At 45.1% G+C, this 24,993-nt stretch carries 40 protein-coding genes, 2 tRNA genes and 3 pseudogenes; 20 read left to right on the top strand and 25 right to left on the bottom strand.

Translation table 11 applies throughout. The features are described 5' to 3' along the window. Window positions 1–351: 351 nt before the first annotated feature. The 6 genes and pseudogenes from JCM16161_RS09645 to JCM16161_RS17780 form a co-directional block, all read right to left on the bottom strand. Window positions 352–429: transfer RNA gene (locus JCM16161_RS09645), tRNA-Arg, on the bottom strand. A 48-nt stretch (window positions 430–477) separates the two neighbouring features. Then, complete coding sequence (locus JCM16161_RS09640; protein WP_054855695.1) at window positions 478–915, bottom strand: SRPBCC family protein; 438 nt, start codon at window positions 913–915, stop codon at window positions 478–480. 85 nt (window positions 916–1,000) lie between these two features. Beyond that, window positions 1,001–1,159, bottom strand: coding sequence for a hypothetical protein (locus JCM16161_RS17795; protein ID WP_243671274.1), 159 nt, complete (start codon window positions 1,157–1,159; stop codon window positions 1,001–1,003). A 32-nt stretch (window positions 1,160–1,191) separates the two neighbouring features. Then, complete coding sequence (locus JCM16161_RS17790) at window positions 1,192–1,398, bottom strand: hypothetical protein (RefSeq protein ID WP_243671273.1); 207 nt, start codon at window positions 1,396–1,398, stop codon at window positions 1,192–1,194. Then, window positions 1,359–1,664 carry a hypothetical protein gene (locus JCM16161_RS17785; RefSeq protein WP_243671272.1) on the bottom strand — a complete coding sequence of 102 codons (306 nt, stop codon included), beginning with the start codon at window positions 1,662–1,664 and terminating at the stop codon, window positions 1,359–1,361. The genes JCM16161_RS17790 and JCM16161_RS17785 overlap by 40 nt, the downstream gene beginning before the upstream one ends. Before the next feature lie 28 nt (window positions 1,665–1,692). Next, window positions 1,693–2,423, bottom strand: a pseudogene (locus tag JCM16161_RS17780) (MFS transporter). A gap of 127 nt (window positions 2,424–2,550) precedes the next feature. Here JCM16161_RS17780 and JCM16161_RS09630 point away from each other — a divergent pair. Further along, window positions 2,551–3,144, top strand: coding sequence for a haloacid dehalogenase (locus tag JCM16161_RS09630; RefSeq protein ID WP_243671271.1), 594 nt, complete (start codon window positions 2,551–2,553; stop codon window positions 3,142–3,144). A 31-nt stretch (window positions 3,145–3,175) separates the two neighbouring features. Continuing rightward, window positions 3,176–3,301, top strand: coding sequence for an HAD hydrolase-like protein (locus JCM16161_RS17775; protein WP_243671270.1), 126 nt, complete (start codon window positions 3,176–3,178; stop codon window positions 3,299–3,301). Here the strand turns inward: JCM16161_RS17775 and JCM16161_RS09625 are convergent, their stop codons facing one another. From JCM16161_RS09625 to JCM16161_RS09615, 3 genes are all read right to left on the bottom strand, one after another. Continuing rightward, a complete protein-coding gene (locus JCM16161_RS09625) occupies window positions 3,302–3,604 on the bottom strand; it encodes a hypothetical protein (protein ID WP_054855694.1) in 303 nt (100 codons plus the stop codon). It abuts the gene before it with no gap. A gap of 45 nt (window positions 3,605–3,649) precedes the next feature. After that, window positions 3,650–3,844, bottom strand: coding sequence for a hypothetical protein (locus JCM16161_RS09620; protein WP_243671269.1), 195 nt, complete (start codon window positions 3,842–3,844; stop codon window positions 3,650–3,652). 190 nt (window positions 3,845–4,034) lie between these two features. After that, window positions 4,035–4,217, bottom strand: a complete 183-nt coding sequence (locus JCM16161_RS09615; protein ID WP_054855693.1) for a 50S ribosomal protein L38e — start codon at window positions 4,215–4,217, stop codon at window positions 4,035–4,037. A gap of 96 nt (window positions 4,218–4,313) precedes the next feature. Here JCM16161_RS09615 and JCM16161_RS09610 point away from each other — a divergent pair, with 96 nt between their 5' ends. The 9 genes from JCM16161_RS09610 to JCM16161_RS09585 all read left to right on the top strand — a co-directional run bounded on the left by JCM16161_RS09610 (window position 4,314) and on the right by JCM16161_RS09585 (window position 8,863). After that, on the top strand, window positions 4,314–5,117 hold the full coding sequence (locus tag JCM16161_RS09610) for an FAD-dependent monooxygenase (RefSeq protein ID WP_243671268.1): 804 nt from the start codon (window positions 4,314–4,316) through the stop codon (window positions 5,115–5,117). Continuing rightward, window positions 5,063–5,515 carry a hypothetical protein gene (locus JCM16161_RS17770; RefSeq protein WP_243671267.1) on the top strand — a complete coding sequence of 151 codons (453 nt, stop codon included), beginning with the start codon at window positions 5,063–5,065 and terminating at the stop codon, window positions 5,513–5,515. The genes JCM16161_RS09610 and JCM16161_RS17770 overlap by 55 nt, the downstream gene beginning before the upstream one ends. Before the next feature lie 49 nt (window positions 5,516–5,564). Beyond that, window positions 5,565–5,849, top strand: a complete 285-nt coding sequence (locus tag JCM16161_RS17765; protein WP_243671266.1) for a polyprenyl synthetase family protein — start codon at window positions 5,565–5,567, stop codon at window positions 5,847–5,849. Further along, window positions 5,839–6,453, top strand: a complete 615-nt coding sequence (locus JCM16161_RS09605; protein WP_243671265.1) for a polyprenyl synthetase family protein — start codon at window positions 5,839–5,841, stop codon at window positions 6,451–6,453. The genes JCM16161_RS17765 and JCM16161_RS09605 overlap by 11 nt, the downstream gene beginning before the upstream one ends. 93 nt (window positions 6,454–6,546) lie before the next feature. After that, the gene (locus JCM16161_RS17760; protein WP_243671264.1) at window positions 6,547–6,777 is read left to right on the top strand and encodes a ribbon-helix-helix protein, CopG family; all 231 of its coding nucleotides are present in this window, start codon (window positions 6,547–6,549) and stop codon (window positions 6,775–6,777) included. Window positions 6,778–6,839: 62 nt separating this feature from the next. Continuing rightward, window positions 6,840–7,028, top strand: a complete 189-nt coding sequence (locus JCM16161_RS17755) for a hypothetical protein (protein WP_243671263.1) — start codon at window positions 6,840–6,842, stop codon at window positions 7,026–7,028. 82 nt (window positions 7,029–7,110) lie between these two features. Then, window positions 7,111–7,218, top strand: a tRNA-Ser gene (locus tag JCM16161_RS09595). Between the two features lie 74 nt (window positions 7,219–7,292). Next, window positions 7,293–8,411, top strand: coding sequence for a hypothetical protein (locus tag JCM16161_RS09590; RefSeq protein WP_054855692.1), 1,119 nt, complete (start codon window positions 7,293–7,295; stop codon window positions 8,409–8,411). A gap of 17 nt (window positions 8,412–8,428) precedes the next feature. Beyond that, on the top strand, window positions 8,429–8,863 hold the full coding sequence (locus JCM16161_RS09585; protein ID WP_054855691.1) for a hypothetical protein: 435 nt from the start codon (window positions 8,429–8,431) through the stop codon (window positions 8,861–8,863). 45 nt (window positions 8,864–8,908) lie between these two features. Here the strand turns inward: JCM16161_RS09585 and JCM16161_RS17750 are convergent, their stop codons facing one another. The 3 genes from JCM16161_RS17750 to JCM16161_RS09575 all read right to left on the bottom strand — a co-directional run bounded on the left by JCM16161_RS17750 (window position 8,909) and on the right by JCM16161_RS09575 (window position 11,203). After that, entirely contained in the window at window positions 8,909–9,223 is a 315-nt protein-coding gene (locus tag JCM16161_RS17750) for an NAD-binding protein (protein ID WP_243665657.1), read from the bottom strand. A gap of 80 nt (window positions 9,224–9,303) precedes the next feature. After that, window positions 9,304–9,738 (bottom strand): NAD(P)-binding domain-containing protein, encoded by a 435-nt coding sequence (locus JCM16161_RS17745; RefSeq protein ID WP_243671262.1) that lies wholly within the window; start codon window positions 9,736–9,738, stop codon window positions 9,304–9,306. Between the two features lie 37 nt (window positions 9,739–9,775). Further along, window positions 9,776–11,203 (bottom strand): UbiD family decarboxylase, encoded by a 1,428-nt coding sequence (locus tag JCM16161_RS09575; RefSeq protein ID WP_054855690.1) that lies wholly within the window; start codon window positions 11,201–11,203, stop codon window positions 9,776–9,778. Window positions 11,204–11,282: 79 nt separating this feature from the next. Here JCM16161_RS09575 and JCM16161_RS17740 point away from each other — a divergent pair, with 79 nt between their 5' ends. The 6 genes from JCM16161_RS17740 to JCM16161_RS17715 are packed head-to-tail and all read left to right on the top strand — an operon-like array spanning window position 11,283 to window position 13,466. Then, window positions 11,283–11,564, top strand: a complete 282-nt coding sequence (locus tag JCM16161_RS17740) for a hypothetical protein (protein ID WP_243671261.1) — start codon at window positions 11,283–11,285, stop codon at window positions 11,562–11,564. Further along, window positions 11,561–11,983 carry a prenyltransferase gene (locus tag JCM16161_RS17735; protein ID WP_243671260.1) on the top strand — a complete coding sequence of 141 codons (423 nt, stop codon included), beginning with the start codon at window positions 11,561–11,563 and terminating at the stop codon, window positions 11,981–11,983. The genes JCM16161_RS17740 and JCM16161_RS17735 overlap by 4 nt, the downstream gene beginning before the upstream one ends. Next, window positions 11,968–12,219, top strand: a complete 252-nt coding sequence (locus JCM16161_RS17730; protein WP_243671259.1) for a hypothetical protein — start codon at window positions 11,968–11,970, stop codon at window positions 12,217–12,219. The genes JCM16161_RS17735 and JCM16161_RS17730 overlap by 16 nt, the downstream gene beginning before the upstream one ends. A 44-nt stretch (window positions 12,220–12,263) precedes the next feature. Continuing rightward, window positions 12,264–12,881 carry an MFS transporter gene (locus JCM16161_RS17725; protein ID WP_243671256.1) on the top strand — a complete coding sequence of 206 codons (618 nt, stop codon included), beginning with the start codon at window positions 12,264–12,266 and terminating at the stop codon, window positions 12,879–12,881. Between the two features lie 8 nt (window positions 12,882–12,889). Next, window positions 12,890–13,339: a hypothetical protein gene (locus tag JCM16161_RS17720; protein ID WP_243665664.1), complete on the top strand. Its 450-nt coding sequence runs from the start codon at window positions 12,890–12,892 to the stop codon at window positions 13,337–13,339. After that, complete coding sequence (locus tag JCM16161_RS17715) at window positions 13,305–13,466, top strand: hypothetical protein (protein ID WP_243671253.1); 162 nt, start codon at window positions 13,305–13,307, stop codon at window positions 13,464–13,466. Before JCM16161_RS17720 ends, JCM16161_RS17715 begins: the two co-directional genes overlap by 35 nt. Window positions 13,467–13,468: 2 nt before the next feature. Here JCM16161_RS17715 and JCM16161_RS09560 read toward each other — a convergent pair. Further along, window positions 13,469–14,177: pseudogene (locus JCM16161_RS09560) on the bottom strand (DUF72 domain-containing protein). 232 nt (window positions 14,178–14,409) lie between these two features. Here JCM16161_RS09560 and JCM16161_RS17710 point away from each other — a divergent pair. After that, the gene (locus tag JCM16161_RS17710) at window positions 14,410–14,577 is read left to right on the top strand and encodes a hypothetical protein (protein WP_243671251.1); all 168 of its coding nucleotides are present in this window, start codon (window positions 14,410–14,412) and stop codon (window positions 14,575–14,577) included. A 205-nt stretch (window positions 14,578–14,782) separates the two neighbouring features. Here JCM16161_RS17710 and JCM16161_RS09550 read toward each other — a convergent pair whose 3' ends face one another. The 5 genes from JCM16161_RS09550 to JCM16161_RS17700 form a co-directional block, all read right to left on the bottom strand. Next, window positions 14,783–15,274: a hypothetical protein gene (locus JCM16161_RS09550; protein WP_243671249.1), complete on the bottom strand. Its 492-nt coding sequence runs from the start codon at window positions 15,272–15,274 to the stop codon at window positions 14,783–14,785. Between the two features lie 289 nt (window positions 15,275–15,563). Continuing rightward, window positions 15,564–15,881: a hypothetical protein gene (locus JCM16161_RS09545; RefSeq protein WP_054855688.1), complete on the bottom strand. Its 318-nt coding sequence runs from the start codon at window positions 15,879–15,881 to the stop codon at window positions 15,564–15,566. A gap of 180 nt (window positions 15,882–16,061) precedes the next feature. After that, on the bottom strand, window positions 16,062–17,591 hold the full coding sequence (locus JCM16161_RS09540; RefSeq protein ID WP_054855687.1) for a hypothetical protein: 1,530 nt from the start codon (window positions 17,589–17,591) through the stop codon (window positions 16,062–16,064). Window positions 17,592–17,732: 141 nt separating this feature from the next. Continuing rightward, complete coding sequence (locus tag JCM16161_RS17705) at window positions 17,733–18,086, bottom strand: rhomboid family intramembrane serine protease (RefSeq protein WP_243671246.1); 354 nt, start codon at window positions 18,084–18,086, stop codon at window positions 17,733–17,735. Next, window positions 18,056–18,253 (bottom strand): hypothetical protein, encoded by a 198-nt coding sequence (locus JCM16161_RS17700; protein WP_243671244.1) that lies wholly within the window; start codon window positions 18,251–18,253, stop codon window positions 18,056–18,058. The genes JCM16161_RS17705 and JCM16161_RS17700 overlap by 31 nt, the downstream gene beginning before the upstream one ends. 36 nt (window positions 18,254–18,289) lie before the next feature. Between JCM16161_RS17700 and JCM16161_RS09530 the strand changes: the two genes are divergently transcribed. Beyond that, window positions 18,290–19,198 carry a radical SAM protein gene (locus JCM16161_RS09530; protein WP_243671242.1) on the top strand — a complete coding sequence of 303 codons (909 nt, stop codon included), beginning with the start codon at window positions 18,290–18,292 and terminating at the stop codon, window positions 19,196–19,198. Here JCM16161_RS09530 and JCM16161_RS09525 read toward each other — a convergent pair. Beyond that, entirely contained in the window at window positions 19,195–19,392 is a 198-nt protein-coding gene (locus tag JCM16161_RS09525; protein WP_243671240.1) for a hypothetical protein, read from the bottom strand. The genes JCM16161_RS09530 and JCM16161_RS09525 overlap by 4 nt on opposite strands. A gap of 103 nt (window positions 19,393–19,495) precedes the next feature. After that, complete coding sequence (locus JCM16161_RS09520; protein ID WP_243671238.1) at window positions 19,496–20,044, bottom strand: endonuclease; 549 nt, start codon at window positions 20,042–20,044, stop codon at window positions 19,496–19,498. 58 nt (window positions 20,045–20,102) lie between these two features. On the opposite strand from JCM16161_RS09520, the gene JCM16161_RS09515 reads away from it, so the two are divergent. Then, complete coding sequence (locus JCM16161_RS09515) at window positions 20,103–20,918, top strand: 50S ribosomal protein L2 (protein WP_054855686.1); 816 nt, start codon at window positions 20,103–20,105, stop codon at window positions 20,916–20,918. Between the two features lie 4 nt (window positions 20,919–20,922). On the opposite strand, the gene JCM16161_RS09510 is transcribed toward JCM16161_RS09515, so the two are convergent. The 5 genes and pseudogenes from JCM16161_RS09510 to JCM16161_RS17685 form a co-directional block, all read right to left on the bottom strand. Continuing rightward, on the bottom strand, window positions 20,923–21,213 hold the full coding sequence (locus tag JCM16161_RS09510; RefSeq protein ID WP_243671236.1) for a hypothetical protein: 291 nt from the start codon (window positions 21,211–21,213) through the stop codon (window positions 20,923–20,925). Between the two features lie 192 nt (window positions 21,214–21,405). Next, window positions 21,406–22,480: pseudogene (gene fni, locus JCM16161_RS09505) on the bottom strand (type 2 isopentenyl-diphosphate Delta-isomerase). 359 nt (window positions 22,481–22,839) lie between these two features. Next, window positions 22,840–24,171, bottom strand: coding sequence for an MFS transporter (locus tag JCM16161_RS17695; RefSeq protein WP_243671234.1), 1,332 nt, complete (start codon window positions 24,169–24,171; stop codon window positions 22,840–22,842). Continuing rightward, on the bottom strand, window positions 24,108–24,677 hold the full coding sequence (locus tag JCM16161_RS17690; protein ID WP_243671232.1) for an MFS transporter: 570 nt from the start codon (window positions 24,675–24,677) through the stop codon (window positions 24,108–24,110). The genes JCM16161_RS17695 and JCM16161_RS17690 overlap by 64 nt, the downstream gene beginning before the upstream one ends. A 17-nt stretch (window positions 24,678–24,694) precedes the next feature. After that, window positions 24,695–24,922: a hypothetical protein gene (locus JCM16161_RS17685; protein WP_243671230.1), complete on the bottom strand. Its 228-nt coding sequence runs from the start codon at window positions 24,920–24,922 to the stop codon at window positions 24,695–24,697. Window positions 24,923–24,993 lie beyond the last annotated feature (71 nt).

Raw genomic sequence — 24,993 nt, 5'->3', positions numbered from 1 at the left:
AAGGATGAACGTTCACGTGAGTAATAGCAGTTCTGTCGAGCTTAGGACACGGCGTAGGGACTATAACGATGCCATGAGGATTTTGGAGGAGCTAAGAAAAGCGGGCTACGAGGCTGGGCCGAGGCGCAGTGGTGGCAATTTCGAGGTCTACATGGGCATGTACGTAATCGAGAAGGATCAAGAACTCACGAAAAAGGTCTGTGAAGTATTGAGGAAAATGCTCGAGGAGGCAGCCAGCGAGGGCAAGGAAAGGAGAGCAAAAGCAATAACAAAGGCAATGACAAAACTAAACTGCCCCACCCAGGGCCCACGGACCCAAAACAAACAAAACGCAACAATAATCAACCTGCGTGGCGGCCCCGGTGGGATTCGAACCCACGACCTACGGCTTAGGAGGCCGCCGCTCTATCCTGGCTGAGCTACGGGGCCAAGTTATGGTTTAACTCCTTGACTTTTAAGTTTTTATGCCACGCTGATTTACGGGGTTAGCGGCCTGGTCTCATTTACTATTCGTGTTAATGCATTTATTGCACCGTTCATGAAGTGTCTCCTTATCCAGGGCTTCATCAGTAGGAATAGTGGTGTTATTCTTACGTTCCACTGGCTAACTAATTGGTTCTCACTTACGTAATTCCTTACATAACCCCTTATCGGGCCCTCTAGGTAATTAATCAACACGACCTTCTCATCGTTGCTCACCACGATCCTCGCAATGCCCCTGTTGCCTGGGCCTGGGAATGCGAATCTTATCTTAACAAGATACGCATCGCCATCCCTACCCACTATCTCCACCTCCCTATGACCCCTCCAGTACCTGGGCATGTTACTTACATCGCTGAGTACCTGCCAAATCCTATCCACCTGTCCTGCATTTACCTCCCTACTCACGGTGAATTCAATACCGAGTATTGACATGGCAATTACTTGATTGCATGTGGTTAATGAGGGAGATAAAGAATGTTATTTTTGATTTATTTTTTTAGGAACTGCTTTATTTCAATTACCTATATGTCGATAATTCCTCGAGGCTCCTGCCCTTACCTTCAACACCAATCAGCACACCGGCTATGGCGCCTATTATCATTATTACCGCCATCAGCGTGAATGCTATTAACGCGGCATAGGGCAAAGGCTTGAAGGACACTATTATGTACGGCATTACGAAAGCGCCAATTATACCACCGAGCCTACCTATCGATACTGCCGTACCGACGGCAGCAGCCTTAACTGCGTTGGGAAGACCTCGGGTATCATTACGTAGAGGATGTCGGCAGCTGCATAAACGAAGAAGTACGTTAGGGCAAGCAGGCCTATAAGCCCGGCCAGGTTTATCGCCTTAACATAGTATAGGTAAGCCATTAATAGTCCAAGGAGACCACCAACGGCGTAGGATACCACGGCCATCGGCTCCTACCAACCTTATCGGCTAGGTATGGAATCACGAAGGCGCCCACGGCACCGAGCGCGGTGACTGGGACTAGGTATAGTGGTATTATTGTTGATGGAACACCCAATGAGGATAGGAATACGGGTATTAACGTGAATGCCGTGTAGTACGGCCAAGTCTCCGAGAAATTAAGTAATACGGCACTTACGGCCCTCCTAGGATATAGCGTGAAAACCTTCTTGGCCACTGTCCAACCCCTTGGGCTGGCAATAACCACATCAACGGGTTGAACAGGCGGTAACTCCTTAATCCCCTAGTTGGTTCTTAACGAGGTCCTCAACCTGCCTAACTATGTCCTCAGCCTCGTTGTATCTACCCTTCGATAACAACCACCTTGGTGACTCGGGAATTGACCTCCTAATCACCCATACGAATACGGCGAGTATCGCACCAACCAAAAAGGCGACTCTCCAACCAATGTTTATTGGTAGTCTTGATATTGCGAAGTACGAAATTAGTGATGCTATGACCGTGCCTACATCCCAACCGGCGCCAATTACGAAGCCAACCACTTACCCCTCTCCCTCGGTGGTACAAATTCCTGGATTGCACTATTCACAGCCCCATACTCACCGCCAATGCCCACGCCGGTTAGGAATCGGAATACCGTGAGGCTTATGAAATTGAATGAAACAGCGGACAACGCGGTGAATAGACCGTAAATCAGTATTGTTGTCATGAAAAGTCTCTTCCTACCAAGTACATCGGCAAGGACACCGAATAACTCAGCGCCTATTGCAGCACCTATTAGAAATAGCACGAGACCAAGTGTGGACTCAAGTGACGTTATTCTAAACACCTTAGCAACAATGGCAAGCACGCCGCCGTAAAGCGTGCTCTCCAGGCCATCTAGGAAGTATGCAGCTGTTAGTACGAGTATGACCTTCCGGTGAAACGGTGAGAATGGAAGCCTGTCTAGGCGAGCCAGTAGGTCTGTCTTCACCACTTTAATTCCGGACTCATCACCATTTGTCATGAATATTAGAAATAATTATTTTTAATAAGCATTATCCTAGGATAATAACGAATAAAACATTTTAATTTTACATAGGCTAGCTCCTTGGTCTATGAACGAGGCTTTAAAACTAATATTAAGTAAGGAATTGATTATACTGGATGGTGATGGAACCCTCTACATAGGTTCAAAGTCGTTACCTGGTGCCAGGGAGTTCGTAAGATTCCTTGATAAGTCTAGAAAGGGATTCGTGGTCATGACGAATAACTCATCCTTTAGTAAGGAGCATCACATTAAGAGGTTAGGCAGGGTATTAGGGAGGAGGTTTTCTGAGGATGAGGTCTTTATTTCGACGGAGGCCGCCATTGAGTACCTGAGGGAGATTAATGTGAGGAGGGTCTATGCCCTCGGTACGCCTGAGTTCATTCAGGACCTGGTTAGGTCCGGGATCACTCATGATCCCGAAAGCCCTGAAGTCGTGGTTATCGCCTTCGATAAGACATTGACGTATGGTAAGTTGGTTAGGGCTGTACGCCATATAATGAATGGTACTCCCTATGTCGTGGTTAATCCAGACGTATTGTGCCCTACGGATAGGGGTTACATACCGGATGCCGGTTCAATATGGGCATTGATTAGGACGGCCACGGGCAAGGAACCAATGGCAGTGATGGGTAAGCCAAGTAACTTATTCCTCAATTACATGCTAAGAAGGCTAGGTGTTAAGCCAGTGATGCTGTGATAATAGGTGATAGGTTATACACCGACATAGCATGGCGAATGAGAATGGTATTGACTCAATACTCGTCCTAACAGGTGAGACTAAGGCCGAGGACCTAGTTAATAGTAGGTATAGGCCTACGTTCGTGGTTAACACGTTGATTGACCTATTGAAATAATTACTGCTTGGCCTCAGCCTCCTTCGGCTTCCTCCTCTCTCGCTTCTCCTCAATCCTCTTCCTGAGCAGGTTTACGTGGAATAATAGCTCGTTAATACCCAGCTTATTACCAACCTCCTCACCGTACTTAAGCAATTCCTCAGCCTCATCCAAGTCCCTAGACCTGCCCCTGGCTATTAATTCCTGAGCCGTGTAAACCACGCACTCAACTAGCTTCTCCCTGAACTCTAGCGCCTTCTCCTTATTGCCCTCCCTCTCCGCCTTCTCAATTAATCCCTCCCACTTTGAGCAGGTTATTGCCATATCATCACCAAGCCGCAGTGTGGTGGTTGCGGGTTAATTTAAAAATTATGCCTTACCCTCCCCAGCCTTAACCTCCTGCTGAGCAGCCTTCCTGGACTGCCTCACCCTTTCCTCATTGATTAACCTCCTAACCTTCCTAATAATGGCTATGTAATTATCGAAGAGCTTCGCCTCCTTAGCCTCCTTCGTAGCCTCCTTGAATAGTTTAACGCCATCATCAAACTTCCCACTCCTTATCAACTCCTCCGCGTCCTTAACTTAATTACTAATTCCCTTGCCTTATTGATTAATTCCTCAGTCGACATCGGGACAGCGAAGCCCAGCCCCTTAATAAGGTTTATTAGTTATTAGTTGGTAATTATTCCTGATAATCGTATGAGGCAATGATTAGGGTCTGGAGCACTGAGCGTTGATGAGTGGTGAGCCCGAATTAATACTCATTAATGGTCTTATTCTTCGACTTATACTCCTTGATTAATTGATCAGCCACGTCGGGCGGTACCCTAATCGTATATAGGTAGTGCTTGAGCCTAGCCTTCAACTTCACATAGTCAGGATACCTCTTAACCCTAATCTCCTCCGCAGCATCCGCATACCTCCGCCATAACTCCACAAGGAATACCTCCTAGGCACGCCACTGCGGGTACAGGGGATTTTTTTAAGGATTTCTATAGAAGAAAATAATTAATCCCTAATCAACCACTTTTACGTGGTTGTTAAGACCGACGTATTGATAATTGGCGGTGGACCAGCAGGTTCCTACCTAGCCCGTTACCTTGTCAGGAATGGATTTAACGGTGATGTAATGCTCATTGATAAGAAGTCCGTGATATACGCACCAATAATATGCGGTGAGTTATTACCCAGCGAGGACCTCCTTAAGCCTTGGATCAATAGGGACTTATACGAGGTCCTGCTCACGACTATCAGGGAAACCCTACGCAGGGAATTCATCGTTAATGAGATCAGGTGGTTAAGGCTCGTAATTAATGACCGCGACATCGCCAAAATGCCCTTTAGGACCTATGTAATTGATAAGGCGGCAATGATTAGGGGCATTATTGAGGATGCGATTAACTGGGGTGCCAGGGTGCGCTTTGGTGCCACAGCCATTAGGTGCGCGGTTAAGGGTGATGGTTATGAATGCCTTGTTCATGATAGGTATGGCGGTGAGTACGTGATTAATGCCAAGGCATTAATTGGTGCTGATGCCTACCCATCAATTGTCGACATAAGCCTAGGCATGACCAGAGGCTTCGGTGCTGAGGACCTAATAATAGCGACGAGCGCAAGGGCTAGGGGGAAGTACGTGGATGACGAGGCGGTCATCGTGATGGATCCAGGGGTAGCACCGGGAGCTTTGCCTGGATATTCCCTAGGGGTGATGGCACGCATAACATTGGTGTTGGGGTTAGGAATAACATTGCATGGAGGGGTGGTAATCCACTTAATTATCACATGCTCTTCGTTAGCAAGTACGGTCTTGAGGGCATCCAGAAATCCGTGCTCATGAAGACGTTACCGGTTGGCGGCCTGTTGAATAGGTATGGCATTGGCAATGCCTACTTAATTGGTGATGCCGTTGGCTCCGTAATACCAACCAATGGCGCCGGCATAAACCCAGCAATGATAACGGCGCACCTACTCGGCGAGTCCCTGGTGCATGGCGGTAATTACTCAGTGCTTATAGATAGGGTGTTCAAGCCTCTAATGGATAGGATGGTCATGTTCAGGAGGATTGGTGATCCACTGCTGATGAGTAGGGATGCCATGGAGTTGGCGCTAAGGGTCTCGAGGGGTTACATGGCTAGTTCCATTTATGAGGCCACACTATCATCGATGAGGATAAGCACACTCATCAAGTTCCTAATTGGTAATCTACTGATTAGGCTAATCTCAGGCCTGGCTTAACGTGCATGTAGTATTTATTAAGGCATACTTTAAGGGGTTAATGAAGTAAATGGCCGTATTGAACCCGAGCAAGTATATGGAATTACTACCAACCGAGGTTAGGTCAGCCATTAATAAGGTCATTCAAGTGCTCGAGGAATCATTCCTAGGTCTCTGGATGCCTAACAACCTCTTGAACGCCACATACCACTACATAAGGAATAGGGGGAAGCTCATTAGGCCAACCCTAGTCCTACTGATGGCCTACGCCTGGGTAATGGCGGTGGCTGGAGAAGGCGATATTTCCTGCCGCATCGGTCGAGTTGATACACACGGCATCACTATTGCAGGATGATATAATGGATCAGCAGAGAATTAGGAGGGGTGTGGAGACGCCGTATAGTGTTTACGGCCCGCACACGGCAATGCTCGCCAGCGACTTAATAATTGCTAAGGCCGTGGAGTACGCCATAAGGAGTGGCGATAATGACATTGTTTTTGAGCTCCTGAACTCATCCATTAAGTTGGCAATTGGTCAAAGCTTCGAATCGGAGTTAAGTAGTAGGAGTGATGTTACGATTGATGACTACCTAAGGCTCATTTATTACAAGACGGCCTCGCTCATTGAGTCCTCAATGGTTGTTGGTGCCTACTCAGTCAATGTTAAGGATGGTGAGGTGATAAGTAGGATTAGGGATGTTGGTAGGTTTGTTGGTATTGCATTCCAGGTTAGGGATGACGTCATTGACTACCTCAACATGGATAGTAAGAACCCGGGGGTTAACATGGACGAGATTAATATCGTGAGGATAATGAGCAGGGATAATGGGGATGTCAGGGGCGCCATTGATAGGGCCAGGGGATTGCTTAATGAGATGCTCGACAATGCGGTTAAGGTGGTTAGGGAGGTCGTGAATAATGAGGTCCTCGTTAACTACATAAACCTCCTGAGGATTTAAGAATTGATTAGTTAAGAAAGGGCTGTAATAAGCCATATAATACATCGCAAAATAAGTCATCCCTAAATTTAAATCGCAAATTACAATCAATTGATGAGCGAGGTCTTCATAATAGATGACATACCGGTGAAGTACGAGGACCTATTCAGGGCTCCCGAGAAGGATGGTGCAGTGGTCTCGGTTAGGGTCCACAGGTCAGTAAAGGAATTACTAACGAAATTAGCCGAGAAGGAGGGGCTAGATGGCGTTTCAGAGTTACTTAGGTATCTCGTGGCTGGTTACATAATGGGCAAGTACAAATTAATCAAGCCGGAGCCAGGGTAATTACACAGCCCATATTCCTAAATGTAAACATAAACAAAAAGGCCATTGAAGAGCGCACGGATATGGCCCAGTTAGGCCTGAGGATGGAGATTGATGAATTAATTAAGGAGTCCATGGACGTAATAAACAAGGTAAAGAAGGGTGTAATAAATCCAAGGGGCAATGAGTACATAAGGAGACTAAGGAATAAGGCCGTTAAGTACATGGTGAAGGCCTCAAGTACGGGATGGAGGAGGAATATGAGAAGTTAAAGACAATCCAGGTAACACTAACAACACTACTCGAGGAAGAGTAATAAGAAAACTTTAAATCGCAGTTAATGGCTTATTGACCGCCGGGGTGGCCGAGCCAGGTCCAAGGCGCGGGCCTGGAGATTCCGCAGGGAACCCTAAAGTCCGTCCCCGCAAGGGGGCCCGGGTTCAAATCCCGGCCCCGGCACCAGGTAAATAATTATCAATTCCATTATCCATTCTTATGAGAAGTGGATAAAAATCTCCGCGTGTTAAGGGTGGGTAATGGGTTTGGGTAGGCTTTTGCTTGTGGTTATACCTGTGGTCATTATTGCCGTAGTTATGGTACTAAGCCTTAATTCAATCCTTCATAGACCATTTAAATTAAGGAATAGTGTTAGTTCTCCCATTAATGAATCAGCATTAGTAATTGTTAATGTTCCCGTATACGTCGTTGGTCCTCAATCGCTTATTCAGAAATTGATCAGTGTTGGTGTGAATCAATCACTGATTAGGTCGGTATCGATTGGTGAATTGCCTAGTCTACCAAACAACAGTCTTGTGGTTATTGATTGGTCTGTTGTGGGCTCAAATCTCATGGTCAATAAAAGTGGTGTTGTTTCTGTCAATGTTGATTCGAGGGCTTTTAACTTGATTGTGGGGCTCATTAGGCGTGGTGACTTCATAATCATCCACGGCAACTACAACACCGTGCCAATCATTGAGTATGCACTAGCCCTCGCATGGTCAAAGGCATACAACACGAGCATCACCGCAATACCAATACCCAAGTACCTAGGAGGCTTGAACTACGTAATAGCATTCGGCAACAGCAGAGTCCTGGTCATAGGACCACACTCACTAACATCAACCCTAGAGATCGTGAATAAAGTATGGTTACCAGTAATAATGAAGGGACAGATGGTAAGTCTCACTGATGATTTATGTACTGAGTTGGTTCAGGAGTATGAATCTTTAATGGCCAATCAATCAGCAATTCAGTACATGGCCTATGCGATCATTTATGGAGAACAGGATTATAGCGCTCTATTTGGTACTGCTAGCGTTGATTTTTGTATGTCATGGATGCCTATTGTCGATCAGGACTATAATGGGCACGTAGTCGGTTATGCCCAGTTTTACGACTACATTAAGTACCTATCAAGCACTGCAGTTACGATTAATTACCTGGGGTCCTTCCAGGATGCCTATGCATCGTACATTACCTATGAATGGGAGAATGGACGAAATATTAGTTTACCAGGTGATACGTTATTTATAGCAGGTAGTGGTAATGGTTTTGAACCTGGATATTGGACAAACGGTGCCGATTTTAGTCCAGGTCCATTAATATGCATGAGAAGCACGACATACGTGGTTAGCATGAATATTTTTATGGCTTAGGCCTTAATGTACCTGTGGTGTCCCAGACGTATGTTTGTTCGAAGGCTATGATATCACTTTTCTCAATGGGAAGTGCGGCGACGCCTGGCGGGTTTGGCGTAATTAATACAACGTGGTATTACAAACCATACCTAGCTAATGTTACGGAAGCCACGTTGGCAGTAGAGGGTGGTGGCTTTACGCCCGTAGGTACTGCATATGTCCCAAGACCAACTGCCTATACGGTGCCCGTCGGTGTCTTGGCTAAGCTAGGCGCTGGTCGTTGTGGCTTTCTTGATTTATTTACAAGGCATGTGTATGTCTCCTATTATCTTGATTGGCTTATTTGGGTTAATGTGACTAGTTTCTTTGGTAGGCCTGGGCGATTACCTATTTACATTTATTATGGTAATGGTTTAGGCCCTGGAAATTTTACGAGTGATGGGTTTTACATAGAAACTCAGTGTGGATAATACTTGCATTATCGATTGTTAATTCAGCATATCATCTTCATTGCACTATTTCAATATCTCGGCGACCTCTGAGAAGTCCCTCTTTCCCTTGCCTTCGTTTCTTGCGATCTCGAGTAATTTCCCGATTATAGACATTACCGGTAATGACTTACCCCCACTCATTGAGTGCTTAATTGTTTCATCAATCACGTACTTAGCCAGGTCTATTGAGAAGGACTCTGGGTAGTTACCGCTCAGTATCCAGGGTAACCTAGTCCTTAGCTGCGCTGAGTCGGCCCCGCTCATGCTGAGCGCCTTAACCAGGGTATTCGTGTCTAGACCGAGCTCCTTCATTAATGGCGATAGTTCGGCCAGTATCATGGTGTTGGCTATGATTATTGACGTACTGATTAACTTGAGTAGTGTTGCCTGCTCGTGGGTGCCTATGTAGATTGGCGTGCCTAACTGGCGCAGGAATTCCTCGGATTGCTATATAACTGCTCGTCACCGCCTACGAACAATACGAGGGATCCACTCTCGGCCTGCTTCGGCCCACCCTCAAGCCTGGCAGTTACGTACCTAAACCCCTTATTGCGGACTATGGAGAGTACCTGCTCAAGCTCCGTAATGCTCATCGTGGTTGTGTCTATCACTACGGCGTTAGTACTCAACTCACTTAGTACCTGGGCTGACTCCCTGCCCGTGGGTAATGCAAGCACTACATAATCAGTATCACCGCACTGTCCCACACTCTCTACCGTCTTTACACCAACATTATTTAATGCCGCGTATATGGATTTATTAACGTCATACCCGTAGACCACGTGGCCCCTATTAACGAGGTTTACGGCCATGCCCCTACCCATCCTACCCAAACCAATTATGCATACCCTCATTGCCCAGTTAGTGGCTTAGGCCCTAATATGCATATCGTCAATTCCTTGACCTGTCCATGATGGAATCCACGATCCTCCTAACCCTGTCAATGACGTCGTTGGATGTCGTAACATCCATCGGGTACTCCCTACCGCCGTACTCCTCAGGAAGCTTCCTGGTCGCATCAATGCCGACCTTACTGCCCAGGTTTGGGATTGGCGTTGATGGATCAAGCTCCTCCACTGGGTAATTATCAATCACGAGAATGTCCCTCGACGGATTAACATGGGCAGCGATTGCATACATTACCTGGCCCCAATTCCTCACGTCCACGTCGTGATCCACCACGATCACCACCTTACCCAGGACGGGTACTAAGCCCCACAATGCTGTCATGATTCTCCTGGCATGCCCAGGGTACCTCTTTCTAATTGATGCAATTATTACGTAGCCTAGGCCCTCAGGCGGTATTTCAATATCCACTAACTCGGGAAGTATTAGCTTTAGGAGGGGCTTCACAACCTTCGTTCCAAACCTAATTATGTTCCCATCCTCGAGCACGGGCTTCCCAGTCACAGTCACTGGTATCAGTGGGTCCCTCCTTGAGTAAATGGCCTTAACCCTAACCACCGGGTATTCCTTGGCTATTGAGTAAACACCCACGTGATCACCAAACGGCCCCTCCCTAACGTATTCACCGGTCAACTCACCCTCAATGACCAACTCAGCATTCGCCGGATACTCAACATCCACAGTCGAGCCCCTCACCAACTCAACACCCTCACCCCTAAGCACCCCGGTGATTAGGAGCTTATCCAGTGGGTGTGGTATTGAAACGCCCGCCATAAGCATTGTCACTGGGTCAGTGCCAAAAACGACAGCCACCTCAGCCCTCTCGCTGAGTTCTCCATACATGGCACTCCTGCGCCAGGGCTGCCAATGCATCACAAACCTATCCCTACCAATCACCTGCAACCTATAGTAGCCGAAGTTCCTGTAATCACCGTACTTAACAAACGTTATCCCAAAGGTTATGAATCTGCCAGGCTCGTGAACCCACTGCCTAATGGCTGGTATCCTCGTCAAATCAATGGAGTCCCACCTCAATTCCCTAACCGGTCCATTACCAACACTCCTTGGGAAGTACTGGGAAAACCTCCTCAACTCATTTAGGGATTTCAATGCGTCGAACAGTCCCTGGGGAATCCTCAGATTTACTAGGTCCGTTAATTTGGAAGCCATGGTCTCCGGGTCGCTACCCTCCATGGCAAGCATAACCCTATCCCACTTACCGAAGAGGTTGCCGACAATTGGCAGTGTGTTTTCCCTGGTTCTTTCAATTATTACGGCAGGCCCACCCCTATACATTAACTCCCTCAGTAATGCGGCAACCTCAAGATCAACACTAAGTGGTTCACTTATCCTGATAAGGTCCCTCCTCTCCTCCAAGGCCCTAATGAAGGTTCTGAGATCCTTAATGGCCACTAAAGAACAATGTGCATTAGGCAAATAACGGTTTCCTCCATGGAAATCCTTAAAACGCACTCGTGGTAATCATGACATAATGAGCATTAAAAACTGGTTGATTTCATTCAGTCCAACAACATTAACGAGCGCCTTCTCATCCGTGACCCTAGGCACTGCATTAGCCTGGTACTTAAATAATAAGTTCAATCTAATAACCTACGTAATAACACTGGCAGCCCTATTACTGGCTCAGGCAGGGGTTAACCTAGTGCATGACTACTACGATTACCTGAGCGGCGTAGACATACTATATAGGGCCAGCGGCTTCTCCCATAGGCCGCACCCAATAATAGACCTTAAGTTAAGCCTAGGGATGTGATTACCGTGGGTTACGCATTCCTGGCAATAGCCTTCATGGCAGGGATTTACCTATTCGCCCTGGTGGGCTGGCCAGTGCTAATACTAGCCATGGCAGGCTTAATAATTGGCGTTGGCTACAGCATACCACCATTGAAATTCCACTATAGGGGCTACGGCGAGTTACTTGCGGCTCTCGCCATGGGGCCCCTCATTACCTGGGGTTCATACATCGTCCAAACAGGCATTTACACAAACCCAGCACCATTGATCGTCGGCATACCAAACGGATTATTCACGCTACTAATACTCATTGGTTCAGGTGCCTTGGAGATCGATGCGTGCAGGGCGGTGGGTAAGGTAACCCTGGTATTACTGGTGGGCATTAGGAATACGAGATACGTGGTCTACGCATCAATAGCCTCATGTACCTGGCAATAGTAGTCTCAACCCTCCTGCACTACCTGCCATACACCTCATTAGTATCGCTATTACTTATTCCACGCACACTGAAGCTGGCGGGCCCACTGCTCAGTGGTGATGAGCGTGTAGTCAGGAGTAGGTGGAGGGAGCTTAGGAACTTATGGGCTGGCCCCTTCAGTGTCAGGTTGATTCTCCTAATTATCTTCATCACCTCAATGATAATTGCCCGAATATACCCACCACTATCGATTTAATCCAGGGTATAACTTAATAGGGTTGGTAATAATACGAGTATTTCGTGGATTCCACAAACATTCTAGAGAAAATGAGGACTAGGGCAATGTTTAGCGCATACTTGGGTTGGATAATGGATGGTTATGATGCGCTTCTCGTTACGCCAATAATGCCATTACTTGGTAAGTTATTCTTCCCAGGTCCATTCTCATTACTTGGTGGTTTATCAACGCTTGTGGCTACACTTGTTGGTAGGCCCCTGGGTTCTGTGGCGATGGGTTACGTAGGTGATAGGTTTGGTAGGAGGATTGGTTTACTAACAACAGTGCTTGGTTATAGCCTATCAGCTCTCATTATAGCCCTACTGCCAACCTACGCCACAATTGGTGCATTAGCGCCATTAGCACTACTAACTTTCAGGTTTCTCCAGGGAATATTCCTGGGCGGTGAGTGGGGTCCAGGAACTGCAATGATTATGGAGTGGAGTAGGTGGAGGAAAGAGGTAACCTCGGCATTTGTGCAGAGTGGTTACCCAATAGGTGTTGTCATAGCCACTATTGTTAACGTATTATTCCTAACATACATGGGTCCAACCTCATTCAATGCCTATGGGTGGAGGATTTACATGGGCACTGGAGCCATAGTGGCAGTACTAGCCTTCATTGTTAGGAGTAGCTTGTAGAATCGCCATTGTGGTCAAGACCCAGGGCAAACCCATTAACACTGTTATTTAGGTATAAAGGTGCCCTGCTTGGGTATGGCATATTATTCACGGGTGGATTACTAACAATTTACTACTCCACATACCTAATATACTCAGACTTCCTAAAGGTCATTGGTATGGCGAATATGATACCCAACGTCATGCTTGTCTCGACGATAGCCGCTGTTATAGCAGTTCTCCTCGCTGGTCCATTAGCCCTGGCGATTAACTATAGGTGGTTCATAATAGGCACATTAATTGCATCACTGGTTTATGCACCAATCGCCTTAATACTATACCCAAGCTTCACAAACCTGGTGATGCTAGCATTTATTGAGAACTTTGCCATGGGGCTTGTACCATACGTATTAATTGATAAGTTTGATGTTCAGTACAGGGCGAGTGGGTTGGGCGTTTCCTATAATTGGGCTTACTGATTGGTGGTTGGGCGCCGATGATTGTTGGTATGATAAGCCCATGGGCCTCGGCATGGTAATAGTGATGGCATTCGGCGTGGCGTTAGCAGTCACGGGCTTAATAATGCTAACAATAACTAGGAAGTAACCTCACCGTTTCGTTAACTCCCTCAGTATCTCCAGCATCTTCCTGGCATTTTCAAGCATCCAGTGATCATTGTTAAAGAATACATAAATCGCACCAGGATTAAGGGAAACAGCCTTAATCGCCAGGTCCCTAAGCTCATCCTCACCATAGTCATACATATACCAATCAGTCCTACCGTGAAGTCTCAAATAAATGATGCCGCTTGTGCTCCTGACCCACGTAATCCCGGGCTCGTCAATGGACACCACGGTGATGCCCAAGCCCCTCAGTTCATTAATGGCATCCTCACTATTGAACCAGCTCTCGTGACGAAACTCAATGGCGAGCCTAGGCCAAGTCCCGTCTCCCTGGTGAATGTCCTTATTCTCTCCATATTCTCATCATTGTAAGTGAAGGATGGAGGCATTTGGAAGAGGTAGAAGTCGATGTATGGGTCAAGCGGTTGGAATAGGTCTCTAAACCTACGCCAGGTATCTAATGCATCCTCCCTAAGTCTCTTAACATGGGTTATGTACTATGAACCTTAACAGCCCACCTGAGGCCAGAGCCCTTCCTAGCCCAGGAAGCCACCTGGTTCCTAAACGGGAACCTGTAAAAGGATGCATTCAATTCAACGGCATTAAGCCCGGAATTCCTCACGTACCAATCGAAGGTTGAGTCTGGGTTCCAATCATAAAGCCACCCTGACGTACCAACAAAGACCTTAACCACGGAGTAATCATCACTAACGCCTTATAAAGCTACCACGCACTGAATTAATGGGTGATGATGGCTGTCGGGACACCAGATCGGTGATGAACACCTGGAGCTGATAATTATTTAAGTCTCAACGAGTAATTTGCCTTGAGATGACGAGTAATGCCTTAAATGCCATGTTCATGAGCGCCCTGGAGATTCTAACTACGCCAAGGAGGAGCTTGACAAAGCCCTTAAGTTAAAGGATATGCTTCTATACAGGAATGCGGCGGATAAGGCATTCCTCGCATTAATCATAGCGATTAATGCATTCATATATGGGAAGACCGGGATAATCCCCAAGAACCATAGCGAGCGCAGGAGAATTCTCAGGGAGATTGGTCGCGAGGACTTGAGGCCCTATACAGTGATTTAATGAGGACACTTCATGACGAGGCGTTTTACGAGGGCGTTTATGAACCGGACGAGGTTAATTACGCCATTAATAAGATCGAGAACCTAGTCAGGGAACTAATGAGTGGGTAACGACTTAAGGATTAAGTACCCACTGTGTTGATTTTCCTTCAGTGATTGGGTTGTGCCGCCACTGACCCGGTGATGATGGGGTCAGCGTGATGATCCTAACCATCGCTTTTCCTGAAGTATATGTAGACGGTCTCACTACGGTAATTACAATTACTTAGCCCGTAAAACGTACAGTTTGACATTAGGTAAATATTTAGGGTTGGTCTCCAACCCGCCGGTTGGATCATGAAGATTACGTAAACGTAAATATAATTGCCGTACACACTTCGTGATGCTACGCATGCTAAGGAGTCAATGCGCATGTTTACGTAATTACTTGACAAATTATACGGTGGATATGGGACGAGTTTTATCGTCTTACTTGAGTTTATTGTTAGGTATAGGGTCGAGTTACTGATTACTATTTTTATTGTACCACTGGCGTTGGGCATTATGATTAGCGAGGGTATCCCAGGGAAGAGCGTGAATATGAGTACTCCCTTAGGTTTATTTACTATGAATGTGTATACATATTTAGAGGAGTAATCCATGCTTATGTATATGATCGATTCCTTATCAACGATTATTGAGTTATTCCCAGTCCTCAATATCATGCTATGTCATAATTATTAATAAACCAGTAGCCATTATAATAGGGGCATGCGGGAGGTGCGTATATTCGTTCTATTTTTTTGGTAATAAGGCAATAAGGAGTAGCCGTAATGTCTTGGTGGATATACCATAATCAAGCATAAGCGCTATTAATACCAATGCAGCTATCGCAATTAACATGATCATAATTGCTAATACCTTACTCATTCTCATTAAATGCGTATAGCCGTACCTTTTAAATATTAAATTTGAATCTTAATTTTGAAGTATAATTACCTGACCTAATTATCCACTGCCTATTCTCATAAGTCTTAGTATTACGTATTGATAATAACCGATTAAGTCCATGGCGTTCGGCGATATTGCCAATGCGCTGAACTTCTCCAGATAGCCGGGTATACCGGTTGGGTATGAGTAGGTGTGAACTGCCGTTAAGTCCTTACTTGTCCTAGCGTAGTTACCGGATATTCCAGTGACTACCGCACCACCGTATGGATTAATGATTTCTAGTGTTAGGTTCATGAAGCCGTAGGAATTGAGGGACTCGAGCACGTCAGTCTTATAGCCCATGCCAGGTGATGAGTAGTGCTCATGCGCGTTCATTCCTAGGTTCACCGTGGCGTATTGAATATACGCGGCTAGGTATGGGAATGCAGTCGTAGATCCTGGTAATGCTACATACGCAGTTACATTAAATACAATTGATGATAGTTATAGGTAAGACTTGATACGAGTAAGACAGTGCCATAATACTTTCCGTTAAGTGAATATGCTATGTTCTAATTAATTCATAGTGAGTTTTCGTATGTTCTTATTTACCCATTTTCTTCTTTTGTCGTCTTTAATTCGATTTAACATTTCATAAAGTTTAGTCACGACCTTAGCCTTAATATCATTATGTCTTAATATTTCAACCCATGGAATTATAATTTTTATTTTGTTATTGTATTTTCTTTTTCTAATATCGAAATCCTTACCATACACGTTCTTTACTTGTTTAATAATTTCATCTGCTTCAGTTTCGTTCTTTCTTAAAACTTGCAGTTCAACAGCAGATCTTGTAACACGTACTGTAAATTTTATACCAGCAATCTCAATTTGCGCATTACCTTTTCGGCGATTTAATTCCATATTAGCGATTAGCTTTAGGATGCTCCATTTCTCAAGTCCCAAATTCTCTAAAATATTAAGAAGAGCGCTCATTAATGGCGGTAAAGCACTAATTATTAGCTTAGCTAAATCAATGGCATAATTAGTACTAATTACGATATTAATCTTACCACCGCTCTCAATCTTACTCCATTCAATACCCATGGTTTTAAGTTTATTGAGAATTAATCTCCAATTTTCAAACTTAATAGAACCAATGGTAAGTCTTATCATTGGTTTAACACTATTGTTAAGTGATTCGATGGTAACATCACCATCGCCAAGAATTACGGCTAGCATAAAAATTAAAAATGCTACATTATCAAGCTTAATAGCGTCATTTAAGGCGGTAAGTTTGAGCGACTTATGATCATAAGCTCTTAACTGCCATACTATTGTTATGTTACTTTTATTTACATTAATGATAGGCGTAATTACATAAACCCTACCTGGATATAGCAAAAGCCATAGTAATACTTGCCACAGCTGTGTTGTAGCTATCGCTGGTTTATTATTTTCACGTTTACTTTCATCGGTAGCTGCCCAACCAAGTCTCATCGAAATAATGACTTTCTTTATGAATTTTCTATACTCCTTCTTGCCCATTAATTTCCTGAATACGTCAGGAACATCAATGTAAAAGCCACTTAAACCCTTTATTATTAATTGAACAACTATACTACCACTTGGAAAGATCTTATTAACGTTAAGCCCAATCCTCTCCCAATACACATGTACCATTAAGGACTTCTCTGTCTCGTTTATTAATATCTTTAGTTTATTATTCGTTAAATTATCGATCAATTCCTTAATTTCATTACTTACGTTATTAAGCCAATACTCTTTAAATTTATCCCCTAAGTGATTTAACAAAAATCTAGATATCTCGTTAGTCACATCAATAATTTCCTTAGTATATTCATTATTATCCTTGAACCGTTTAAATATTTCCATCACTCTTTCCGTGATTTTTGCGTACATTTCATCTATCCATTGAGTACTCCAGATATTTCGCTCTTCGATTCGATTAATAGCTTCATTTAATAATTCGATAACTTCCTGTCTTTTCTCGAGATCAGTAACAGGCTTAATGGGTATACATTTCTTACCCGATTTGCATTTGCCGTAATAAATCATTATTGTATCTGAAACTTTAAGTGCCATAATAATCCCCTAAGTAAACTCTGCTGTCTAATTAATAAAGTACTTATGATATCGAAAGAAAGTATTGTGTTCTTCGTCTTTTTATATATAGATATCCAATTATAATTCCCACGATAAAGCCGAGCAGGTGGCCTAGGTAGGCTATGCCGAAGGCGAAGGCAGTGGTGATAGTAGGAATATTATTGCTATTATGTTTATTGGATTCGCCAGTATCACGCCCCTGTGCGGTGTGGCTATTATGAAGCCAATAAGCCCAAACAACGCGCCTGAGGAACCGCCAACGAGGACCGGCGTCCCCATTGCGTAGTAGAGTATTGGCGAGAGTGTGGAAGCTATGCCGCTGAGCATGAAGGTGAGCCAGAAGTTTCTTGATCCAAACATGGTCTCGAAGTATGGCCCAATCATCCATAGGGTGAGCATGTCAAATATGTAGTCGGTATATGATGGGTGTGCGAATATGGCCGTTATGAAGCCCATGGAGTTATTGGAGGCCATGTACTGCCAAGTAATGCGACCATTGATTCATAGGCTGTTTGGCTTGTGTTCATGGCTATGAATATGGGTATTGTAAATGCCGTCGATATTATGAAGGCAATCAATGTGCCTCTAAACCTATACATCGCCTGCCTCGCTTTTAATTCATTAAAATGCTTAACGCACATGCATTTATAAGGGGGTACGCTACAGCCTCCCGAGTAATGAGACGACTCAACATAGTGTTTGGGGAGTTTGCGAGGGGATGTAGGCAGTGTCAACTTGGCATTAAGAGCGTACTCTTCATAACTGGGATATGCCCATTGAATTGCTTCTACTGCCCAGTTAGTAGGGATAGATTTGGCAGGGACGTCATGTTCATCAACGATAGGCCGGTCAATAAGTTCCCAGATGATATAATTGATGAGTTAGATAGGGCTGGGTCGAATGGATTGGCAATCACGGGTGGCGATCCAATAATGGTCGTTGATAGGGTAGTTACGTTGGTGAAACTGCTAAAGGACATTTATGGGCAGGGCTTTCACATACACATGTATACTCATGCTCTGAACATTAGTGAGGAAGCCATTAGGAAGTTGGCTGGCAGTGGTATTGATGAGGTCAGGGTACACGCGATAAACCCAGCCCAGTTAAGCGGTAAGCTTGGTTTACTTAAGATACTTAAGGACGCGGGTATTGAGCTTGGTCTTGAGGTGCCTGCCCTGCCTAGGTTCGAGGATAATATCGTTAGTGTTGCTGAACTACTCATTAATAATGGCCTAATAAGCTTTGTGAACCTGAACGAACTTGACGTAAGCCCCTCAAACATAAATAATTTGATAAGCATGGGCTATAAGCCAGGGCCTGACGGTAGCGTCATAGGCAGTATTGATGCTGGCATTAAAATAGCCAGCGAGATTAGGAGGAGGTGGCCTTGGATAAACGTCAACGTATGCACATCCCGCTACAAGGACCTCGCACAAATCGGTGCTAGGCTATTCAGGATTAACATGAGAATTAGCAGCGGAGATGAGGTAGTCCTTGATGACGGTACAGTGGAGAGCAGGAGCGAGAGTGGAGTTGTCATTAAGTTGAGAATAGGTAATAGGGAGTACGCCGTAGAGAGTGGTTAATGGCACTCATTTAGTGTCTGAAGTTCCTTGACGAGTTCCTTCCAATCACTTAACTGCTTAATCAGTTCGTTTCTGCAGTAAATCTCTATTGAGGCTATCCCGTAAGCATCAATTATTTGATGAGGTGGTGCTGGGAATGCCGAGGCCCAGGCCACGTAATTGCCCTCGGGGCTTAGGCCTAATTTCCTTCTCAAGGGCTATCATGTTCCTTGACTTCCTCAGCCTAATAATAACTCTGAACCCCTTATTCCTAACCATAGCTAGTACCTGCTCTATGTCCTTGATCGTAACCATGGATCAACCACCCTTAACAGGCTTAAATGTGAATGCCTTATAATAAGTGATAACCCCCTCAGAACTAACGAGAGCAAGGACCAACTGCGCGCCCATGCTCTCGCTATACTTCAGCACATTTAATAACTCCATTACCTGTATCCCAAGTCCCTCAGTGACTATCTTAATCATGTACCTAGGGCTCGAATTCACCGGGCTCTTTCCCTTATCCCAAACCAGGAAGTCCACTGGTCCATTAGTCACGGGTTTTATGAAGTAACCCCTCTTCCTCATGTCAAGGTAGACCGTTAATGCATGTGGGTTCTTCACATCCTTTATTAGCTCATCCACGTTCATCTCATTGCCATCAACTATTACCCTATACCCAGTTATGGATAGGTACACAAGCTCTACTGGCCTTAATATTATGGTTCCATTCCTCACATCACCAATACCCTTCTCCCTAAATTCATGGATATCGCCACTACTAATTTCAATAAGGCTATACTCATCAGCCCCCACCTTCCTAACGACTATCATCTTTTCCTGGTTCTTCAAATCCTCATCCCGCACTATCCGTTAATGTAAATCTTTAAAAACCCACTACCCATCACCATTAACGGGATTAATCGTGGGCAAGAGAATACTAGTGCAGAGACGAGGAAGAGGTGGTTCGCAGTTTAGGAGCCCAAGTTGGATTAGAGAGGGCCCAGTTAGGTATTTACCAATGAGTGAGGCTGAGCTTAATGGCGTTGTTAGGGGTGTTGTTAAGGAGTTGATGCACGTGCCCGGTCTCAACGCCCCTGTGGCTAGGATAGCCCTTGAGGATGGTAGGGAATTCCTTAATTACGCGGCTGAGGGCATGTACGTAGGTCAAATAATAGAGATTGGTGCTATGGCCAAGCCAATGCCAGGTAACATATTACCGCTCGGTAAGATCCCTGAGGGCTCGATGATCTACAACATTGAGAAGAGGATTAATGATGGTGGTAAGTTCGTTAGGTCAGGCGGGACCTACGCAGTCGTCCTAATACACAAGGACAGCACCACGGTTGTTCAGCTACCCAGCGGTAAGGTTATGGAGATCGATTCAAGGGCCAGGGCAACCATCGGCATAGTAGCCGGTGGTGGTAGGATTGAGAAGCCCATGCTCAAGGCGGGGGCTAAGTACTACAGGTCACTGGCTAAGTCCTGGAAGTACCCAACGGTTAGGGGTAAGGCAATGAATGCGTATGCCCATCCACATGGTGGTGGCAGTCACCAGAAGGGTGAGACGCCAGTGCCGAGGACTGCACCACCTGGTCAGAAGGTTGGTATAATAGCGCCCAGGTGTACCGGCAGGAGGTGTCCGCAGATCGTACCAAGGAGTAAGAGGGTTTGGGCATCTGGTTATCCAAAGAAGACGAGGCTTAAGAATAAGAGGACAAGCGCAATGCCGTCAGAGTAAGGCCCTAACCCTTACTCATTAATTCCCTGCACTTATTTAACTCCGTGCTTAATGCCGAGTACTTGCTGGCGTCCTTGTACCTGATTTCCTCAAGATACCTCTTGGCTCCATTTATTATTGTTCTAAGGATCTCACGTGATGATAGGTAATTCCCATACCTCTCCTGAACCTTATTAATAACGTCATTGCAATTTATCAATCCCTCATTCAACAGGCTTATGACGTAATTTACGGCATCCTCCATTATCTTCTTAACCTCGGTCCAGTGAATATCGCCAGCCTTAGTATGTACCATTCCCTGGGCAGGTAGGTTCGGTGACCAGGTATAACCGCAGTCCAGGCACTTAAATGTTAATGTCTCCGAAACAACAATGGCTATCCTCCTCGAACCACACCTTGGGCATGAAATGCCTGAATAGACACATCCATGAGTCAGTACAATTCTATAAAATGCTTATGCTAACTATCAGGAATTACGACGATTATATTACTCACCACGCCTAATCCGCCTACATTGTACACCCCTTTGGTTGAGCCAGGAGATTATCGTTGGTCCAAAGACAATCGGCACCTTACCGAGGTCATCAATACTCCTAGAGCCCGTAAGGAACATCGCAATCCTAAACTCCCTAAGTAGCTTACCAATGAACTTCTTGGTTTCATCATACCCCTTAAGCGCGGCCAGCAGGAGTGGCCTTGACATCGAGAAGGCATTCGCGCCAATGGCTATTGCCTTAGCCCCATCAAGCCGCTCCTAATACCACCTGATGCAATTATTACGCCATCATAGACGCTCCTTACCTCGCATATGGATATCGCCGTTGGTATCCCCCAGCCACTGAATACGTCAGCCTCGTTAGTTGTCCCAGCCTTATGCTCTCAATCCTTATGAATGACGTTCCGCCAGTACCAGCGACATCGATTGCGTCAGGGCCCACCCTAGAAACGAGCGCCCTTGCAACCTCCATGGATATTCCATTACCAACCTCCTTAACAATTAATGGCCTATTGGCCACCTTCCTTATGAACCTAAGCTTATCAATGACGCCCTTAAACCAGGGCTCACCCTCTGGTTGGAAAACCTCCTGGGCAGGGTTTAGGTGTATGGCTATTGCATCTGCATTAATCATATCTATTGCCTGCAAAACCCAGTCACTAAGCACCTTCTCATCAAGCCTGGAGACCTGCGGAGCCCCTAGATTGGCTATCTTGAGGGCTGTTGGTGCATTCTCGGCAACAACCCTAAAGCTCCTGGCAGTCTCGGGCTTAACAATGGCGACCCTCTGGGAACCAACATACATGCCAATACCAAATTCCTCGGCGCACCTGGCAAGTGTGGCGTTTATCTTCTCCGCGGTTTCCGTGCCCCCCGTCATTGCGCCAATGATGAATGGGAATGATAATCTCTTGTTAAATATGGTAGTTGCCGTATTAACATCGTCAAAGTCCATCTCGGGTAATGCGATGTGTATTAAATGCACCTCATTAAATAGGTTATTGCCCTCCTCTACATTATACTCCGATGCAATCCTAATATGGTCATTCTTCCTACTCTCAATCATTCAAACATGGATTAACCAACGAAATAAAAACTTATCCTAGGTTACATATGATATATAATTTATATAATTATCAAGAGTTAATATATTGATTAAACCCATTTCACAATATAAATTTATTAACAGAAAAGCCCTATCCTTGATTCGGTGATAAGAAAATGTTCATGCCTAAAGGAAGATCGCAGAATAACCAAGTAAATACCGAAAGGAGGATATACAGGGGTTACACGGTTGTTGAGTATCTGAGGATGGTAGGGCTGTTTTATGGAGCGGTGATAGGTCATATACGTTATATCTATGAGGTGTTATTTAAAAATTGAAAAATATATCTTATTAAAATGATTGATTTGCCTAAAAATGTTTTACGTTTTACCAAGACCCTTTATTTTAAACCAGCCATTAATGACCTCATTTAGCCAATCTGGTATGCTTACATACTTAATCAGCGATTCTATTGTTGAATCATTTATTTGGCAATCGTTGATATTGTTCACGAAGTTTACGAACCACTCAGGTAGCCCTGAGGTTACGGCTATTGCATATATGAGTTCCTTACCCGTTATATTATTTAACACTGTTTCACCGAGGTCAGTGTTCATTAGCAGGTAAGCGGCATAGGTCTTTCTTAGTATTGGGTCCGACTTAATGTCGATGTTTGTGTTGCCAGGATTGTTAATGGGCTTATTATCTACTGGGTCGGGAATGTTTACCTGTTCCACAGCCTTCACGGGACTTCTCGCACTTACCTGCACTGTTTCAGGGGATTGGTGCTGGTGAAAAGTCTCCCTGCCCCTTAGGTATGAAAACACGGCAGCCAATAGGGCTAGGATTGCGGCTGTGTGGTATGCGTAGTAAAAGCCTGCAGACATTGCGGGCGCTATTGCGCTTGGGAAGAAGGTTAACTTATCAATGTTGTAGAATACATTACTTGGCAGTGATATACCGGCCTGCTGGATCAGGGTCTTTATTGGGTCGTAACCTAGGAACGCAGCAAATAGGGCATAGACGGGCGGTATTGATACCAACCTTTCAGCATCGGCTATGGGAACCCCGGCACTTAGCAATGCCCTGTATATTGATTGTGTTAGCACTGTGGATGCCCCCGCGAGAATTAACGTTAGGAATATCGCGAAGCTCATTAGTAGGCCTATGTTTTGCATGGCTGATCTCAGTCCAGATGCTGCGGATCTCTCCGTCGGTGGTACAGCGCTTAGTATTGATACTAGGTTTGGTGATTGGAATAGGCCTGAACCAGCGCCCATTAGTAACAATATTGCCGCAAACCACATGTAGTTGAAGTTGGTTATTGGTAGTAACGTTAATAGCTCAAAGCTCACCGCAAGCAACACCGCGCCTAATGTGGATACTACCCTAGCACCAAACCTATTTAGTAACTTACCACCTATTGGTGCGAATATTGCATTAGTTATACTACTAGGTATTAGGTATATACCGGCCCAAAGCGGCGTGTCTACATAGGGCACGCCATGAAGCGGTAGGTAAATTGCCTGGAGAAGAAGTGATAGGACGAATACATTGGCTCCCTGGGCGAGGAATAGGAAGAGGCTACTTACTACGCCGTAGGTGAACTGCCTAATCTTAAACAGCCTAACCCTAAGCATTGGCTCGGTTATCCTGGACTCAATGAAGAATAATAGGGCAAAGAGGCGCCGCCAATGCCCAATAGCATCCAAACCATTGGATTACCCCAACCAAGTGATGACCCTCCATACGGCATCATTGAAAGCATTAAACCCATGAGCAGTAGCACCAATGATATGGTCAGTAACGATGCACCGACCCAGTCGATCCTAGCCTTAGTAAAGCCCGCAGGTAGCCTATAAACGCTCCTGTACGCCCATATAATGCTAATAATGCCTATTGGTACATTAAATAGGAAAACCCACCTCCAATTTATTGTTGCTAATAAACCGCCAACCACCAGCCCCAATATACTACCGGCACTGAATGATATACCGACAATTCCCTGCGCCACACCCCTACGCTCCGGTGGGAAGACATCAGTTATTAATGCGGCGCTATTGCCAAACATCATGGATCCGCCTAGGCCCTGGACAAATCTATAAGTGACCATTTGAATTCCAGCAATGGCTCCATAACCTGGCGTTAACCCTAGCAATAGTGATGCCGTTGTAAATACAATATCGCCTATTGTGAATACCCTACCTCTACCATACATATCCGATAACCTGCCAATTAGGCTACGGTTATTGCCATGATCAGTGGGTATGCAAACATTATCCATGCCATTATCATGAAGCCAATTGCTGTATTTATACTAAGCCCAATACCCCTGAGTATCGCGGGTAGCGCAATTACAACTGATGAGATATTTATTGATCCAAGCAATGCTCCAAGAAACGCATTTATCAATACAGCCCTTCTCTGACCCTCACTTATCGAAACCCATAATTCCCTCTGCATACGATTATGGCATTCGGATACCTAGCATTTATAAAACCTTCTTTGTTAGTGATATCGGCTATTTTCTCTAT

The sequence above is a fragment of the Vulcanisaeta sp. JCM 16161 genome (assembly GCF_001316285.1).
The sequence above is the reverse complement of the archived record's forward strand: the minus strand, read 5'-3'. Positions and strand labels throughout refer to the sequence as shown.

Excerpts from the sequence above, each read along its gene's own strand:
- JCM16161_RS09510 (WP_243671236.1), bottom strand. The coding sequence starts at position 21,213 with ATGGTACATACTAAGGCTGGCGATATTCACTGGACCGAGGTTAAGAAG.
- JCM16161_RS17700 (WP_243671244.1), bottom strand. The coding sequence starts at position 18,253 with ATGTGCGTTAAGCATTTTAATGAATTAAAAGCGAGGCAGGCGATGTAT.
- JCM16161_RS17755 (WP_243671263.1), top strand. The coding sequence starts at position 6,840 with ATGGCCCAGTTAGGCCTGAGGATGGAGATTGATGAATTAATTAAGGAG.
- JCM16161_RS17745 (WP_243671262.1), bottom strand. The coding sequence starts at position 9,738 with ATGAGGGTATGCATAATTGGTTTGGGTAGGATGGGTAGGGGCATGGCC.
- JCM16161_RS09590 (WP_054855692.1), top strand. The coding sequence starts at position 7,293 with ATGGGTTTGGGTAGGCTTTTGCTTGTGGTTATACCTGTGGTCATTATT.
- JCM16161_RS17730 (WP_243671259.1), top strand. The coding sequence starts at position 11,968 with ATGTACCTGGCAATAGTAGTCTCAACCCTCCTGCACTACCTGCCATAC.
- JCM16161_RS17765 (WP_243671266.1), top strand. The coding sequence starts at position 5,565 with ATGGCCGTATTGAACCCGAGCAAGTATATGGAATTACTACCAACCGAG.
- JCM16161_RS09540 (WP_054855687.1), bottom strand. The coding sequence starts at position 17,591 with ATGGCACTTAAAGTTTCAGATACAATAATGATTTATTACGGCAAATGC.
- JCM16161_RS17710 (WP_243671251.1), top strand. The coding sequence starts at position 14,410 with ATGCTTCTATACAGGAATGCGGCGGATAAGGCATTCCTCGCATTAATC.
- JCM16161_RS09530 (WP_243671242.1), top strand. The coding sequence starts at position 18,290 with ATGAGACGACTCAACATAGTGTTTGGGGAGTTTGCGAGGGGATGTAGG.
- JCM16161_RS09545 (WP_054855688.1), bottom strand. The coding sequence starts at position 15,881 with ATGAACGCGCATGAGCACTACTCATCACCTGGCATGGGCTATAAGACT.
- JCM16161_RS17770 (WP_243671267.1), top strand. The coding sequence starts at position 5,063 with ATGCTCTTCGTTAGCAAGTACGGTCTTGAGGGCATCCAGAAATCCGTG.
- JCM16161_RS09640 (WP_054855695.1), bottom strand. The coding sequence starts at position 915 with ATGTCAATACTCGGTATTGAATTCACCGTGAGTAGGGAGGTAAATGCA.
- JCM16161_RS09625 (WP_054855694.1), bottom strand. The coding sequence starts at position 3,604 with ATGGCAATAACCTGCTCAAAGTGGGAGGGATTAATTGAGAAGGCGGAG.
- JCM16161_RS17690 (WP_243671232.1), bottom strand. The coding sequence starts at position 24,677 with ATGTATGGTAGAGGTAGGGTATTCACAATAGGCGATATTGTATTTACA.
- JCM16161_RS17740 (WP_243671261.1), top strand. The coding sequence starts at position 11,283 with ATGAGCATTAAAAACTGGTTGATTTCATTCAGTCCAACAACATTAACG.
- JCM16161_RS17705 (WP_243671246.1), bottom strand. The coding sequence starts at position 18,086 with ATGGCCTCCAATAACTCCATGGGCTTCATAACGGCCATATTCGCACAC.
- JCM16161_RS17685 (WP_243671230.1), bottom strand. The coding sequence starts at position 24,922 with ATGCAGAGGGAATTATGGGTTTCGATAAGTGAGGGTCAGAGAAGGGCT.
- JCM16161_RS17750 (WP_243665657.1), bottom strand. The coding sequence starts at position 9,223 with ATGATACTGGCCGAACTATCGCCATTAATGAAGGAGCTCGGTCTAGAC.
- JCM16161_RS17795 (WP_243671274.1), bottom strand. The coding sequence starts at position 1,159 with ATGCCGTACATAATAGTGTCCTTCAAGCCTTTGCCCTATGCCGCGTTA.
- JCM16161_RS17760 (WP_243671264.1), top strand. The coding sequence starts at position 6,547 with ATGAGCGAGGTCTTCATAATAGATGACATACCGGTGAAGTACGAGGAC.
- JCM16161_RS17775 (WP_243671270.1), top strand. The coding sequence starts at position 3,176 with ATGGCGAATGAGAATGGTATTGACTCAATACTCGTCCTAACAGGTGAG.